We start from the raw sequence: 15,162 nt of genomic DNA, 5'->3' as shown, positions 1-15,162 counted from the left end.
TGCCGCAACAGGGTTGCCTTAGCGTTTCGTTAGCGATTCTGAAGAGCCTTGCGCTGAGCGCATGGCTCGGCGCTATCGGCGCCTAGTCCGCTGCCCCGGCGCCCCGCCGCGCCGGCTCCGGATTGGCCATGCCTTCCAGCACCCTCAGAGGCCGCCGCACCGCCTCCGGCAGGCCCGGCCGGGTGGGCTGGGTCGTCTGCTTGGTGGCCTCGACCATCAGCACGCCGCCCGCCGCGAAGACCGGCAGGTGCCGGCCCGCGCTTTCAAGGAATCCCGCCGCCTTCCGCCAGTTCCGCCGCACGCTCGGCGGCTGGTAGAGCGTCGAGAGCGAGCGGCCGGGCTCGAAATCATGCTCCCTCAGCATCGCCTCGAGCTGGCCGATGGAAAACGGCCGCCCGTAGCCGAAGGGCGTCGCATCCGAGCGCGACCAGAGCCCCGCCCGGTTCGGCACGATGAAGACGGCCCGCCCGCCGGGCCCGAGCACGCGCCAGGCCTCTTCCAGCAGCGCCGTCGGCCGTTCGGAGGTCTCAAGCCCGTGCAGCAGCACCAGCTTGTCGACGGCGCCCGTCTCCACCGGCCAGAGGGATTCGGCGCAGAGCACCGAGACATTCGGCAGCCCCGGCGGCCAGGGCATCACCCCCTGCGGCGCCGGCATCAGCGCAACGACCCGCCGCGCCTGGGCGAGGTAGGGCCGCAGGAGCGGCGCCGCGAAGCCGAAGCCGAGCACATATTGCCCCTTCGCCTCGGGCCAGAGCGTCTGCAGCTCGCCGCGCACGACCTTCTGCGCCGCCCGGCCGAGCGCGGAGCGGTAATAGAAGTCGCGCAGGTCGGTCACGTCCAGGTGCATTGAAGCGCGGCCCCGTCTCCCTCAGTCTGGAGAAAACATAGGGACGGAAGGAAAGTTTGACCATGGCGATGACCATCACGACCCTGCCGGCGCGGAGCGACAACTACTTCTATCTGCTGCATGACGAGGCCTCGGGCCGCACCGCGCTCGTCGATGCGCCGGAGACGGCGCCGATCAAGGCAGCGCTCGAGGAGCGGGGCTGGGGTCTCGATGACATCCTCATCACCCACCACCATGGCGATCACGTCGAGGCGGTGGACGACCTGCGCGCCGCCTACGGCGCCCGCGTCACCGGCGCCGCCGCCGATGCCCACCGCCTGCCGGCGCTCGACCGGGAGGTGCGCCCGGGCGAGACCTTCGACCTCTACGGGCAGGAGGTGCGGGTGATGGACGCGCCCGGCCACACCGTAGGCCATATCGCCTTTTACCTGCCCGAGGCGGCGGCGCTCTTCTCGGCCGACAGCCTCATGGCGCTCGGCTGCGGGCGGCTCTTCGAGGGCAGCCCCGCGCAGATGTGGCAGACGCTGCAGGCCTTTGCGGCCCTGCCGGCGGAGACGATGGTCTATTCGGGCCACGAATATACCGCCGCCAACGCCGCCTTCGCGCTCACTATTGAACCGGAAAATCCCGATCTTATCTCTCGGGAGCAGCGGGTCCGGGAGGCCCGCGCCGCGGGCCACGCCACAGTCCCTTCCCGCCTCGAGGAAGAGCTCGCGACCAATCCTTTCCTGCGGGCCGGCGTGCCGCAGATCAAGGCCTCGCTCGGCATGGCGGATGCCACCGATACCGAGGTCTTCACCGAGATCCGCAGCCGCAAGGATCGGTTCTGAACCCTTGACGAATCCTTGAGGGACGCTGCCTCGAAACTGTGCCTTTGCCTCCCCTGTCGGCAATCGTGAACGGCTCCGAGCAATTTTCCTCTTGAAGATGCGTTGAAAGAACCGAACCTTAAACCTTGAAGGCCACGGTCAGGACGGGCCCTTCCCCCCATCCCGGCCCCGAGCAGAGGAGCACGCACCTGTGCCGTCTTTTTCGACAACGCTTGAGCAGTCCATCCATGCCGCCCTCGCCCTGGCGAATGCGCGCCGGCACGAGCTGGCGACGCTGGAGCACCTTTTGCTCGCCCTGATCGACGAGCCCGACGCGGCGCGCGTGATGCGCGCCTGCTCGGTCGACCTCGAGGAGCTCCGCAAGACGCTGGAGGATTTCATCGAGGATGACCTCTCCACCCTGGTGACCGATGTCGAAGGCTCCGAGGCCGTGCCCACGGCCGCCTTCCAGCGCGTCATCCAGCGCGCTGCCATCCATGTGCAGTCCTCGGGCCGCACCGAGGTGACCGGCGCCAACGTTCTCGTCGCGATCTTCGCCGAGCGCGAGAGCAACGCTGCCTATTTCCTGCAGGAGCAGGAGATGACCCGCTATGATGCGGTGAATTTCATCGCCCATGGCGTCGCCAAGGACCCGGCCTTCGGCGAGAGCCGTCCCGTGACCGGTGCGGAGCAGTCCAAGGACGAGGAGCGCGAGACTGCGAGCTCCTCCTCCTCCAGCGATGAAAAGGAGAGCGCGCTGGCGAAATATTGCGTCGATCTCAACGCAAAGGCGCAGAAGGGCGATGTCGACCCGCTGATCGGACGTGCCGACGAGGTGGAGCGCTGCATCCAGGTGCTCTGCCGGCGCCGCAAGAACAATCCGCTGCTCGTGGGTGACCCGGGCGTCGGCAAGACGGCCATTGCCGAAGGGCTGGCCCACAAGATCGTCGGCGGCGAAGTGCCTGACGTGCTCGCCGGCGCCACGATCTTCTCGCTCGACATGGGCGCTCTTCTCGCCGGCACCCGCTACCGCGGCGACTTCGAGGAGCGGCTGAAGGCCGTCGTGACGGAGCTCGAGGAGCATCCCGACGCGGTGCTCTTCATCGACGAGATCCACACGGTGATCGGCGCCGGCGCAACCTCCGGCGGCGCGATGGATGCTTCGAACCTCCTCAAGCCCGCCCTTCAGGGCGGCAAGCTCCGCTGCATGGGCTCCACGACCTACAAGGAGTTCCGCCAGCATTTCGAGAAGGACCGGGCGCTCTCCCGCCGCTTCCAGAAGATCGACGTCAACGAGCCGTCGGTCGAGGATGCCGTGAAGATCCTGCAAGGCCTCAAGCCCTATTTCGAGGATCACCACCAGATCCGCTACACGCATGACGCCATCAAGACGGCGGTGGAACTGGCGGCGCGCTACATCAACGACCGGAAGCTGCCGGACAAGGCCATCGACGTGATCGACGAGGCCGGCGCCGCCCAGCACCTGCTGGCCGAGAGCAAGCGCCGCAAGACCATCGGCACCAAGGAGATCGAGGCGGTGGTGGCGAAGATCGCCCGCATCCCGCCGAAGAACGTCTCCAAGGACGATGCCGAAGTGCTGAAGGATCTCGAGGCGGCGCTGAAGCGCGTCGTCTTCGGGCAGGACAAGGCCATCGAGGCCCTCGCCTCCGCCATCAAGCTGGCGCGGGCGGGCCTGCGCGAGCCCGACAAGCCGATCGGCAACTACCTCTTCGCCGGCCCCACCGGCGTCGGCAAGACCGAGGTCGCCAAGCAGCTCGCCTCGACGCTCGGCGTCGAGATGCTGCGCTTCGACATGAGCGAATACATGGAGAAGCACGCGGTCTCGCGCCTCATCGGCGCCCCGCCGGGCTATGTCGGTTTCGACCAGGGCGGTCTTCTGACCGACGGGGTCGACCAGCACCCGCATTGCGTGCTCCTGCTCGACGAGATCGAGAAGGCGCACCCGGATGTGTTCAACATCCTTCTGCAGGTGATGGACCACGGCACGCTGACCGACCACAACGGCCGCTCGGTGGACTTCCGCAACGTGGTGCTGATCATGACCTCCAACGCCGGCGCGATGGAGCAGAGCCAGGAGGCCATCGGCTTCGGCCGCGGCCGGCGCGAGGGCGAGGACACCGCCGCGATCGAGCGGACCTTCACGCCCGAGTTCCGCAACCGGCTCGACGCCGTGATCTCCTTCGGGCCGCTGCCGCAGGAGGTCATCATGCAGGTCGTCGAGAAGTTCGTCCTGCAGCTCGAGGCCCAGCTGATGGACCGCAACGTCCATATCGAGCTGACCGACGAGGCGACCAAATGGCTCGGCGAGGCCGGCTATGACGACAAGATGGGCGCGCGCCCGCTCGGCCGCGTGATCCAGGAGAACATCAAGAAGCCGCTGGCGGAGGAGCTTCTCTTCGGCAAGCTGCAGAAGGGTGGGATCGTCAAGGTCACGGTCGAGGACGGCAAGATCGCCCTCGTCTACGAGGCGCCCGAGAACAAGCGCCTTTCCGGCAACAAGCCGCCTCTGCTGACGGCGGATTGACCAAGCGAGGGGCGGGCCGCAGGGCCCGCCCTTTTGCTATGAGTTCCTACGATTTCCGCCCCGCAACGGCCGCCGACTGGCCGCTTCTGCGCGACTGGCGCATGACGCCGCATGTGCGGGAGTGGTGGGGCGCGCCGGGCGAGGAGCCGCCGGAGGACGACCCGCGCGTGACGCGGCTGATCGTCAGCTTGGGCGGCCGCCCCTTCGCCTTCATCCAGGATTACGACCCGCATGGCTGGCCCGGGCACCACTTCGGCCAGCTGCCGCCCGGCACGCGCGGCATCGACCAGTATATCGGCGAGGCCGACATGCTGGGCCAGGGCCACGGCCCCGGCTTCATCGGCGCGCGGATGGCGGCGCCCTTCGCCGCCGGCGCCCCGGTGATCGCCACAGATCCCCACCCCCACAACGCCCGCGCCATCGCGGCCTATCGCAAGCTCGGCTTCGAGCTGGCGGGGCCGGCGCGGGAGACCGACTGGGGGCGCATCTTGCCGATGGAGGCGCGGGCGCCGACGGGCTGAGGCCGCCCCGCCTAGCGCTCCGTCAGCTTCAGCTCGATCCGCCGGTTGAGCGCGCGCGCCGCGTCGCTCTCGCCCTCGGCGATCGGCTGGTACTCCCCGAACCCGTTGGCCGAGAGCCGCTGCGGCGGGATGCCCTCTTCGTTGATGAGGTAGAGCACAACCGACAGCGCCCGGGCCTGCGAAAGCTCCCAGTTGCTCGCATAGGTGCCCGAGATCGGCGTGTCGTCGGTATGGCCGTCGACGCGGATCACCCAGTCGATCTCCGGCGGGATCTCGGCCGAGATGCGGCGGAGGATGTCGGCCACGGCGGAGATGTCGTCGCGGCCGGCGGCGGAGAGATCGGCGGAGCCGGGCGGGAAGAGCACCTCGGAATTGAAGACGAAGCGGTCGCCGACGATGCGCACCCGGTCCTCGTCCTCGAGGATCGTCCGCAGCCGGCCGAAGAAATCCGAGCGGTAGGAGGCGAGCGTCGTCGCCTCCTCCTCCAGCCGCTGGCGCTCGGCCTCGAGCATCGCCAGCCGCTCCTCCTCCAGCGCCTGCCGCCGCTGCGCCTCCATCGCCACGCGGGCGAGGGCGGCGTTGAGCCGGTTGCCGAGGTTTTCGACCTGCGCGGCGGAGCCCTCGGCGGCCTGTTCGGAGAGGTCGAGCGCCACGGAGAGCTGCGAAAGCTGGTCGCGAAGCGCCGCCACCTGCTGGTTGAGCGCCGTCACCCGACGCTGGCTTTCCGCCGTCAGTGCCTGCTCGTCGCGAAGCTCGGCCTGCGCCTGCGACAGGAGCAGCGCCTGCCGCTCGGCCTCGCTCATCTGCGTCGCCGCATCGTCCTCGGCGCGGATCTGAGCCGCGAGCGCGGCGGCGAGCTGGGCTTCCAGATCGGCGCGCTCCTGCTCTGTCTCCGTCCGGTCCATGGCGAGGGACTCGGCGCGGCTCTCGGCCTCTTCCAGCGACAGAAGCGCGGCGCGCAGCCGCTCTTCCAGCGTCGCCTCGCGGCCCGTCAGTTCGCTGGCGCGCGCCTCGGAGGCGGCAAGCTCCGTCTCCGCAGCCTGCCGGGCGAGGATGGCCGCGGCGAGCCGCGCCTCGATATCCTCCCGCTCCGCCTCGCCCTCGGCGAGGGCGTTCTGCAGCGCCTCCTCGGCCGCGGCGAGGTCGCCTTCCGCCAGCTCCTGCGCCGACAGCGCGGCCGCAAGGCGGGTGGCCAGATCGGCATTCTCGGCCCCCGCGGCCTGCAGCGCCGCCTCGGCCGTCTCTAACTGATCCGCCGTCAGGTCCTGCAATTGCAGCGCCGCCAGCAGCCGGGCGTCGAGGTCGGAGCCCTGGTTCACCGCGGCGCGGAGCGCGTTTTCGGATTCGCGGCGGGCGAGGATCGCCTCGGCCAGCCGCGCATCCAGATCGTCGCGCGCCGCCTCGGCGGCAGCGAGCAGCGTCAGCGTATCCTCCGCCCGGCGGCGCTGCTCTTCGAGGGCCAGCGACATGGCGGTGAGCTCGGCATCGGCATCGGCGAGCCGCTGGCGGAGCGCCTCGGCGGCGGCCGCCTCGGCCAGCCGCGCCTCCTCCTCCGCCGTCAGCGCCTCGGCATTGCGGGCGGCGGCGGCGAGCAGATCCTCGATCCTTGTCTCCGACGCGGCGGCATCGTCGCGAAGCTGCGCCAGCTCGTCCTCCGAGGCCGTGCTTTCGGCGAGGAGCGCGGCGATGCGCTCGGCGGCGGCCTCGCGGTCGGCCTCGAGCGTGGCGATGGCGGCGGCGGCGCGGGCGGCGGCGTCGGACATCTCGACATTCTCGGAGGCGAGCGTCTCCTGCTCCGCCTCCAGATCGGCGACCAGCGCCTCCAGCGCCTCGCGGCGGGCGGCAGCGAGGCGGGCGGTCTCTTCCTGCTCCGAGATCTCGTCGCGGGCCTGGGCGAGGGCGAGTCGCAAGGCCTCCTCCTCCGAGATGAGCCGCGCCTCAGCCGCCTCGAGATCGGCGATGCGGGCGATGCGGCCCTCGGCCTCTTCCTCAAGCCCCGCGATGGTCTCCGCCGCCGCGTCGGCCTCGCCCTGGAGCGTGGCGATCAGGCTTTCGTTCTGGGTCCGCTGGGCGAGCAGCCCCGCGACCTGCGCCTCGAAGCCGGTGATCCGGTTCTCTGCCTCGGCGAGGGCGAGCTGCGCGTCATCGCGGGCGGTCGTCAGGCTGTCGATCAGCGCCGTCTGCGCCTCGATCTGGCTGTCGCGCTCGTCGAGACTGGCGGAAAGCGTGCCGACCTGACCGGAAAGCTGGGCGTTCTCGTCCCGCGCGAGGCCGAGCGCCTGGCTGAGGTTCGCCACCTCGGCGGTGAGCTGGTCGAGCTCCGTCTCCTGCCCGCTGATCGTGTCGCGCAGGACGAACTGCACCACCGTGAAGATCGTCAGCACGAACATGAGGACGAGGAGGAGCCCGGTCATCGCATCGACGAAGCCGGGCCAGATGTTGGCGTTGAACCTCTGCTGCGAGCGGCGGGAGAGCGCCATCAGCCGTCATCGCCCGAGGCGCGCGGCACCTCGCGCAGCGGGCGGCCCTGTTGCCGGAGCGCGCGGGTGAGCGCGGAAAGGTCGGTGCGCAGCTCGGCCATCGTCTCCTGCCGGCCGGCGACGATTTCCTCGAGGAGCCGCAGAAGCTGCACGTCGATGGAGCGCAGGCGCATCCGGCTCTCCGGGTCCATGCCCTCGCCGACATCGCCCAGCCGCTCGATCAGCCGCTCCTGCGCCTCGGCGACGCGCTGCAGGGGGGCGGAGGCATCCTGCCCCTCGATCTTCTCGGCGAGGCTGGTGATGGCGCCGGTGAGCTCGCTCAGGCGGGTGTCGGTATCGGTGCGGGCGATGTCCGTCGCCGTATAGACCTCGCGCAGGGCCTCGATCTGCTCGGCGAGCCGGTCGGCCACCTGCGCGACGATGGCGCTGTCGCCCCCCTGCTCCTCGCCGCTGGCGAAGCCGATGCGGGTGATGGAGGACATCCATTCCTCGAGCTCGCGGTAGAAGCGGTTCTGCCCGTGGGTCGTGAAGAGCTCCAGGAGCCCGACGATCAGCGAGCCGGCGAGGCCGAGGAGCGAGGAGGAGAAGGCAGTGCCCATGCCGCCGAGCTGGGCCTGCAGGCCATCCTGCAGCCGCTGGAAGACCTGCGTGCCGCTCTCCCCCTCCTGCGGGTTGAGGCTGCGGATGGTCTCGACGAGGGCCGGCACCGTGGTGGCGAGCCCGTAGAACGTGCCGAGAAGGCCGAGGAAGATCAGCGTGTTGCCGAGGTATCGCGTGATCTCGCGCTGCTCGTCGATCCGCTGGCCGATGGAATCGAGGATGGTCTGCGCCGAGTTCGTCGAGAGCTGCAGCACCCGGCTGGCGCGACTGCGCAGCAGGGTCGCCAGCGTCACCAGGAGCGAGGGCGGCGGGCTTTCCTCGATGCCGGTCTTGCTGCCCGTCCGCGCGAAATCCTCGATCCAGCGGACGGAGAACATCAGCATCACCACCTGCCGGAAGCAGGAGAGCACGCCGAGCAGGAAGACCAGCGCGATGACGCCGTTCAGATAGGGGTTGGCATCGTAGATCGACAGGAAGGTCGGCAGCACCATCCAGCAGCCGATGCCCACGAAGACGCAGACGACCAGCATCGCGAAGATCTGGCGCAGGGGCTGCGTGAACTGCAGCTCGGCCTCGGGCTCGCGGGGGGCGCTCAAAACGGGTGTGCCTCTTGGGTTTGCCCCGGGTTATGGAGCGTTTCGCCGCGAAGGCAAAGGCAAATCCGGGTGAATGGCAAGCCTAGCCCCGGCCATCGCCGGGCTTTTGTGCCTTCGCCGCCCCAAGGGCGCGCACGCTCTCGGCCAGCGCCTCCATCGCGGGATCGGCGAGGCCGATCTCGGCCAGATGCGCGGCGGTGTTGAAGAGATATTCGGTGTTGGGGCCCCGCCCGCCGGTGGCCCGGGCAATCATCTCGGCCTGCACTGCGGCGTCATAGCGGCAATATTGCCGGTGGGCGCGGTCGACTACATAGGTCATCGCCGTGACGATGCGGCCATCCTCCAGCAGAAGCGGCAGGTGCCGCTCCTGATAGGCGCTGGAGACGAGCTCGCGCTCGCGGATCTCGGCGAGGACCTGCGGCTCCTCGGCGGCAGGGACCTTGAGCGCCAGCCCGTGGCAGGAGCCGCCGGGGCTTTCGTCGAGGGCGAGGACGAGGCCGGGCACCTCCTCGCTGCCGCGATGGTGGATCGAGAGCATGCAGAAGCTGCGCTCGAACCCGTCGAGCCGGGCGCGCACGGCCTCCTCCGGCGCGAAGCCGGGGTTCCAGAGCAGCGATCCATAGCCGAAGACCCAAAGGCTCATCTGGCCCTCCTTGCCGGGGGCTTGTATGGGGTCGGGAGCAGAGACGAAAGGCGGGCGATGCGGTTTCTGACATGGCTGGTGCTGGGGTTGGCCGTCCTCTGGGGCGGCTACTGGGCCGTCGGCCAGTATGGCGTGAAGCGCGCCGCCGGGGCGCTGCAGGAGAACCTCGCCGCAGAAGGCGTGGCCCTTGAGTGGTCCGAGCTCGACCTCCGCGGCTTCCCGAGCCGGTTCGACACCACCCTCTCCGCGGTCTCGCTGGTGGATCCCGAGGCCGGCATCGCCTGGCGGGCGCCCTTCCTGCAGGTCATGGCGCTCTCCTACCGGCCGACCTCCGTCATCGCCGCCTTCTCGCCGGTGCAAACAATCGAGACGCCGCTCGGCACGGCGGAGATCCTGTCGGAGGGGCTCCGCGCCTCCGCCGGCATCCGCGCCGCGCTGGCGGTGCCGCTCGATCACGCGACGGCGGAGGCCGAATGGCTGCGCGTCGCCGCCGAGACGCCGGCGGGCGGCTGGGTGGCCGAGGCGCGCGATGTGCTCCTCGCCTTCCGCGAGGCGGAGCCGGGCGACGGCGGCGAGGAGGAGAGCCCCGCCGCCTATGACATCTATGCCGCCGCCGCGCCGCTTCTTCTGCCGGAGCCGCTGCTGGCGGCGCTCGACCCCGAAGGGCGGATGCCGGCCGAGGTGACGAGGCTCAGCCTCGACGCGACTCTCGGCCTCTCCGGCCCCGTCGCGGCCCGCGTGGACGCGGAGCCGGAGCTGGAGCGCGTCGAGCTCCGCCGCGCCGAGCTCGTCTGGGGCGAGATGGTGCTGGAAGGGTCGGGCGCCTTCAGCATTCGGCCGGACGGACGCCCCGAGGGGCGGATCGACCTCACACTCACCGATTGGCAGACGGCGCTCGACCTCGCGATCGACGCCGGGCTCCTGTCGCCGGAGATCCGGGGGACGGTGGAGCTCGCCGCCGGCACGATGGAGGGCGAGGACGGCCGGCTCGCCGTGCCGGTGGTCTTCACCGAGGGGCGGATGGGCATCGGGCCGCTGCCGGCGCTGGCCCCGGCGCCGGTGCTGGTGGCGCGGTAGGGGGGCCGGCCCGTTGGGCCGGGTGGAGGCTCTGCCTCCACACCTCCGAGGTATTCTTGGCCAGATGAAAGGGGATCGGGGCGCTTTTTCGGGCAGGGGACTGCTTGAGGGGCGGCCGGACTGCGGCAGGAAATTTTACCGCTTGGTCAAATTCGCTTTCCGTGCCAGCCTTCGGATCAACGTGGATTGAGCCGAGGGAGCCCATCTTGCCGAATTCCATGACGCCGGGGCTGGCGGCGGGCCGGCTCGGCCCCGACGAGATCGCCGGCAATTTCGCCGACCTGCATCCGCCCTTGGGCACGCATGAGGCGCAGGTCGCCGCCGACCGCTGCTATTTCTGCCATGACGCGCCCTGCGTCACCGCCTGCCCGACCTCCATCGACATCCCGCTCTTCATCCGCCAGATCGCCTCCGGCCGGCCGGAGGATGCCGGAAAGACGATCTTCGAGCAGAACATCCTCGGCGGCATGTGTGCCCGCGTCTGCCCGACGGAGAACCTCTGCGAGGGCGCCTGCGTCCGCGAGGTGGCGGAGGGCGAGCCGGTGCAGATCGGGCGGCTCCAGCGCCACGCCACCGATGGCGTCATGGCGCGGCAGGGGCATCCCTTCGAGCGGGCGGCCGCGACCGGCAAGCGCGTGGCCGTCGTCGGCGGCGGGCCGGCGGGGCTGGCCTGCGCGCATAGGCTCGCCATGAAGGGCCATGAGGTGACCGTGTTCGAGGGCAAGCCCAAGGCGGGCGGGCTCAACGAATACGGCATCGCCGCCTACAAGACCGTGGACGATTTCGCCGCGAAGGAGGCCCAATGGCTCTGCGGGATCGGCGGCATCAGCGTGGAGACGGGCCGCGCGCTCGGCGCCGGGCTGTCGCTGGACGCGCTGGCGGAAGAGTACGACGCCGTCTTCCTCGGCATCGGGCTCGGCGGCGTCAACGCGCTCACCGCCCCCGGCGTGGCGCTCGCCGGCATCGAGCCGGCCGTCGACTTCATCGAGCGGCTCCGGCAGGCGGAGGACAAGGCGGCGCTGCCCGTCGGGCGCAATGTCGTGGTGATCGGCGGCGGCATGACGGCGGTGGATGCCGCCGTGCAGGCCAAGCTCCTCGGCGCCGCCTCCGTCACATTGGCCTATCGCAAGACCCGCGAGGCCATGCCTGCCAGCCGGTGGGAACAGGACCTCGCCGCCTCGAAGGGCGTACAGCTGGTCTTCCAGGTGACGCCGGCGGAGATGCGGGGGGAGGGCGCCGTCTCGGAGGTGGTCTTCGCCCATGCCGAGAGCGACACCCCCGTCATCCTGCAGGCCGATCAGGTGCTGCTCGCCATCGGCCAGCGACTCGCCGGCGGCGAGGGCTTGCAGATCGCGGGCGGCAAGATCGCGGTCACCGGCGCCGGGCGGACCTCGCTCGCGAAGGTCTGGGCCGGCGGCGACTGCGCGTCGGGCGGCGATGACCTGACGGTGACCGCCGTCGCCGAGGGGCGCGACGCGGCGGAGGATATCCACGCCAGCCTCATGGGGCCCTGAGCCATGCCCGAGCTGCCGGCAGCGGAGGCGATGCGGCGGCGGGTGGAGGCCGGGGCGCTCCACCGCACGATCACGGGCGCGACCGTGACCGACCTGGGGCCGATGCACATGCCCTCCGCCGCCGAGCTGGAGCGTCTGACGGGCACCCGCTTCACCGCGGCGCGGCGCTACGGGAAGTATGTCTTCATCGGCTCCGCGAGCGGCCCCTGGCTGGTCATCAGCCTCGGCATGACCGGGACGATCAGGACCTATGACGAGAGCGAGGGCGCGCCGGACCATGCCAAGCTGACCGTGACTTTCGAGGGCGAGCGCCGGCTCGCCTATATCTGCCCCCGCAAGTTCGGCGATACCTATCTGGCGGAGAGCCCGGAGGCCTTCGTGGCGGAGCACGGGCTCGGCCCCGATGCGCTGGAGGTGAGCCGCGAGGATTTCATCGCCCGGCTCTCGCCGTCGAAGACCGCCGTCAAGACCGCGATGATCGACCAGAACCGCATCGCCGGCATCGGCAACCTGTGGTCCGACGAGGCACTTTACCGGGTGGGGCTCCGGCCTGACGTGCCTGCCAACACGCTCAAGGACAACAGCCTCGGCGCGCTACATGCCGCAATCCGCGACATCCTGACCGAGGCCATCGACGCCGGCGACCCGCCGGACTTCCCCGAGGACTGGCTCGCCACCCGCCGCAAGCCCGGCGCCGCCTGCGGGCGCTGCGAGGGGACCATCGAGAAAAAGACCATCGGCGGCCGATCCGCCTATTTCTGCCCGACCCACCAGGCGGCCTGACCCGCCCGAGAGGAGACCCCCATGGCTGACCTCACCGCCGACTTCCTCGGCATCCGCTCCATCAACCCGTTCTGGCTCGCCTCCGCGCCGCCGACCGACAAGGAATACAACGTCCGCCGCGCCTTCGAGGCCGGCTGGGGCGGGGTCGTCTGGAAGACGCTGGGCGAGGAGGGACCGCCCGTCGTCAACGTCAACGGCCCGCGCTACGGGGCGATCTACGGCGGCGACCGGCGGCTTCTGGGGCTCAACAACATCGAGCTGATCACCGACCGGGCGCTCGAGACGAACCTAGAGGAGATCACCCGCGTCAAGCGCGACTACCCCGACCGGGCGGTGATCGTCTCGCTGATGGTGCCCTGCGAGGAGCAGGCCTGGAAGAAGATCCTGCCCATGGTCGAGGCGACCGGGGCGGACGGGATCGAGCTCAACTGCGGCTGCCCGCACGGCATGAGCGAGCGCGGCATGGGCGCGGCGGTGGGCCAGGCGCCGGACCTCATCGAGATGATCACCCGCTGGTGCAAGGAGACGACGCGCCTGCCGGTGATCGTCAAGCTCACTCCCAACATCACCGACATCCGCGCCCCGGCGCGGGCGGCGAAGTCGGGCGGGGCGGATGCCGTGAGCCTGATCAACACGATCAGCTCGATCATCAGCGTCAATCTCGACTCGATGAGCCCCGAGCCGAGCATCGACGGCAAGGGCACCCATGGCGGCTATTGCGGCCCGGCCGTGAAGCCCATCGCCATGAACATGGTCGCCGAGATCGCCCGCGACCCCGAGACGCGCGGCCTGCCGATCTCCGGCATCGGCGGGGTGACGACGTGGCGCGATGCGGCGGAATTCATGGCGCTCGGCTGCGGCAATGTGCAGGTCTGCACGGCGGCGATGACCTACGGCTTCGGCATCATCAAGGAGATGACGCGCGGCCTGTCCTCTTGGATGGACGAGAAGGGCTACCGGAGCCTCGAGGATTTCGTCGGCATGGCGGTGCCCAATGTCACCGACTGGCAGTATCTCAACCTTAACTACGTGACCAAGGCGCGGATCGACCAGGATCTCTGCATCAAATGCGGGCGCTGCTATGCGGCCTGCGAGGATACCTCGCACCAGGCCATCGCCATGACCCCCGGCCGGGTCTTCGAGGTGAAGGACGACGAATGCGTCGCCTGCAACCTCTGCGTCGACGTCTGCCCGGTGGAGGATTGCATCACGATGATCGAGATGGCCCCGGGCGCGGTGGACCCGCGCACCGGGCGCGAGGTCTCGCCCGATTACGCCAACTGGACCAGCCACCCGAACAACCCGATGGCGCGGGCGGCGGAATAGGCCCGGGCGCCGCCGATCAGGCGACCGCCTTGGAAGGGCCTCCCGCCGGGCCTGTGCCGTCCGGCGCGCCAAGACCCTCGGCCGTCGCCAGCCATGCGGCGCCCGAGCGGACGATGGCCTCGGCGGCGCGGGCGGCCTCGCGGCCCGGCTCGGCGGGGCGGGGCTCCGGCGCGCCGGTGTCGGCCAGGGCTTCGTCCTCCACGGGCGCGGGCAGCGTGAAGCTGAGGATCGTGCCGCCCTCGGGGCCGGTCACCGGCCGGGCGGAGGTGGCGCCGAGCTGCTGCAGCATCGATTCGATGATCGCGAGGCCGAGCCCGCCGCGGCGCGTGCCAAGCACAGGGGCCGTGGTCTCGTCTGCGGGCTCCTCGCCTTCGCCGAGGCCGATGCCGTCGTCGCCGCAGGCAAGGTCGTAGCCGCCGCCCGGCAGCGCCCGCCCGGTGAGGATCACCCGCCCCTCGCGCCCGTCAGGGAAGGCGTGGCGCATGGCGTTGACCGACATCTCGTGCACCAGCGTGCCCAGCGCCGCCGCGGTGCGCCCGTCGACCGTGCAGGGATCCAGCGACACCTCCTGCCGGACATTCGCCGGCGCCTCGTGCAGCGACAGATCGAGGATGCGGGCGAGATAGGCCGGCAGATCCACCTCGTCGGCAGAGCCGGAATAGGCGAGCGCCTCATGCAGCGCCGCGATGGCCGAGAGCCGCTGCTCGGTGGCACCCAGCGCATCCTTCGCCGCCGCCTCGCTGTCGTCCAGCATCCGGCGCTGCAGGCGGATATGGGCGGCGACCGACTGCAGGGAATTCTTGATCCGGTGATCCGTCTCGCGCGAGGCCAGCTCGCGGTCGGCCACGGCGCGGCGGAGCTCGATCAGCCGCATGGCCTGCCCGGCGAGGTCGAGCAGGACCTGGCGCTGATCCTCCGTCAGCTCGCGGGGCACCAGATCGAGCACGCAGAGCGTGCCGAGCGGCAGGCCCGTGGCGGTGTCGACGATCGGCGCGCCGGCATAGAAGCGGAAGGCGCCCTCCCCCTGGCAGAGCGGATTGTCCGCCGTGCGCGGGTCGGCCTGGGTGTCGGGCACCTCGAGGATGCCCTCGCCGAGGATCGCATGCGAGCAGATGGAGCTCTCGAGCCCCGTCTCCTCCAGCGCGCAGCCGAGCCGCGCCTTGAACCACTGCCGGTCCTCCGCCACCAGCGAGACCAGCGCCGTTGGCGCGCCGCAGACGGTGGCGGCGATGCGCGTCAGGGCGTCGAACTCCTCCTCCGCCTCGGTATCGAGGATGTCATAGGCCTCGAGAACAGAGAGCCGATCCCCCTGCTGCGGATGCGCGCGTGCCAACATGGCAAAGACCCTTCAATCGACGAAAGAGGCCGGGCCGGCCGCGATTGCGGCCCGGGTCCCGGCACTCAAGGGCTGAAACGCTAAC

At 70.3% G+C, this 15,162-nt stretch carries 12 protein-coding genes; 7 read left to right on the top strand and 5 right to left on the bottom strand.

Going from position 1 to position 15,162, the window contains the following annotated elements:
• Nucleotides 1-82 precede the first annotated feature (82 nt).
• Nucleotides 83-847, bottom strand: coding sequence for a class I SAM-dependent methyltransferase (locus ACAZ03_RS02845; RefSeq protein WP_373355843.1), 765 nt, complete (start codon nt 845-847; stop codon nt 83-85).
• A gap of 62 nt (nt 848-909) precedes the next feature.
• Here ACAZ03_RS02845 and gloB point away from each other — a divergent pair, with 62 nt between their 5' ends.
• The 3 genes from gloB (at nt 910) to ACAZ03_RS02830 (ending at nt 4,722) form a co-directional block, all read left to right on the top strand.
• Nucleotides 910-1,677 (top strand): hydroxyacylglutathione hydrolase, encoded by a 768-nt coding sequence (gene gloB / locus ACAZ03_RS02840; RefSeq protein WP_373355842.1) that lies wholly within the window; start codon nt 910-912, stop codon nt 1,675-1,677.
• Between the two features lie 190 nt (nt 1,678-1,867).
• On the top strand, nt 1,868-4,201 hold the full coding sequence (clpA, locus tag ACAZ03_RS02835; protein ID WP_373355841.1) for an ATP-dependent Clp protease ATP-binding subunit ClpA: 2,334 nt from the start codon (nt 1,868-1,870) through the stop codon (nt 4,199-4,201).
• Between the two features lie 38 nt (nt 4,202-4,239).
• Nucleotides 4,240-4,722, top strand: a complete 483-nt coding sequence (locus ACAZ03_RS02830) for a GNAT family N-acetyltransferase (RefSeq protein ID WP_373355840.1) — start codon at nt 4,240-4,242, stop codon at nt 4,720-4,722.
• A gap of 11 nt (nt 4,723-4,733) precedes the next feature.
• On the opposite strand, the gene ACAZ03_RS02825 is transcribed toward ACAZ03_RS02830, so the two are convergent.
• The 3 genes from ACAZ03_RS02825 to ACAZ03_RS02815 form a co-directional block, all read right to left on the bottom strand.
• Nucleotides 4,734-7,202, bottom strand: coding sequence for a peptidoglycan -binding protein (locus ACAZ03_RS02825; protein ID WP_373355839.1), 2,469 nt, complete (start codon nt 7,200-7,202; stop codon nt 4,734-4,736).
• The gene (locus ACAZ03_RS02820; RefSeq protein ID WP_373357035.1) at nt 7,202-8,332 is read right to left on the bottom strand and encodes a biopolymer transporter ExbB; all 1,131 of its coding nucleotides are present in this window, start codon (nt 8,330-8,332) and stop codon (nt 7,202-7,204) included. Before ACAZ03_RS02820 ends, ACAZ03_RS02825 begins: the two co-directional genes overlap by 1 nt.
• 148 nt (nt 8,333-8,480) lie before the next feature.
• Entirely contained in the window at nt 8,481-9,041 is a 561-nt protein-coding gene (locus ACAZ03_RS02815) for a gamma-glutamylcyclotransferase (protein ID WP_373355838.1), read from the bottom strand.
• Between the two features lie 57 nt (nt 9,042-9,098).
• Here ACAZ03_RS02815 and ACAZ03_RS02810 point away from each other — a divergent pair, with 57 nt between their 5' ends.
• The 4 genes from ACAZ03_RS02810 (at nt 9,099) to preA (ending at nt 13,741) form a co-directional block, all read left to right on the top strand.
• Nucleotides 9,099-10,118: a DUF2125 domain-containing protein gene (locus ACAZ03_RS02810; RefSeq protein WP_373355837.1), complete on the top strand. Its 1,020-nt coding sequence runs from the start codon at nt 9,099-9,101 to the stop codon at nt 10,116-10,118.
• A gap of 206 nt (nt 10,119-10,324) precedes the next feature.
• Nucleotides 10,325-11,632, top strand: a complete 1,308-nt coding sequence (locus ACAZ03_RS02805) for an NAD(P)-dependent oxidoreductase (protein WP_373355836.1) — start codon at nt 10,325-10,327, stop codon at nt 11,630-11,632.
• A gap of 3 nt (nt 11,633-11,635) precedes the next feature.
• Complete coding sequence (locus tag ACAZ03_RS02800; protein WP_373355835.1) at nt 11,636-12,415, top strand: Fpg/Nei family DNA glycosylase; 780 nt, start codon at nt 11,636-11,638, stop codon at nt 12,413-12,415.
• A gap of 21 nt (nt 12,416-12,436) precedes the next feature.
• Nucleotides 12,437-13,741, top strand: coding sequence for an NAD-dependent dihydropyrimidine dehydrogenase subunit PreA (gene preA / locus ACAZ03_RS02795; RefSeq protein ID WP_373355834.1), 1,305 nt, complete (start codon nt 12,437-12,439; stop codon nt 13,739-13,741).
• A gap of 16 nt (nt 13,742-13,757) precedes the next feature.
• Here the strand turns inward: preA and ACAZ03_RS02790 are convergent, their stop codons facing one another.
• Complete coding sequence (locus ACAZ03_RS02790) at nt 13,758-15,077, bottom strand: sensor histidine kinase (protein WP_373355833.1); 1,320 nt, start codon at nt 15,075-15,077, stop codon at nt 13,758-13,760.
• Nucleotides 15,078-15,162: the final 85 nt, after the last annotated feature.

Origin of the sequence: Pseudoroseicyclus sp. CXY001 (genome assembly GCF_041714655.1) — a bacterium.
Classification (GTDB): Bacteria; Pseudomonadota; Alphaproteobacteria; order Rhodobacterales; family Rhodobacteraceae; genus Pseudoroseicyclus_A.
This window is presented reverse-complemented; position numbering and strand designations above follow the sequence as displayed.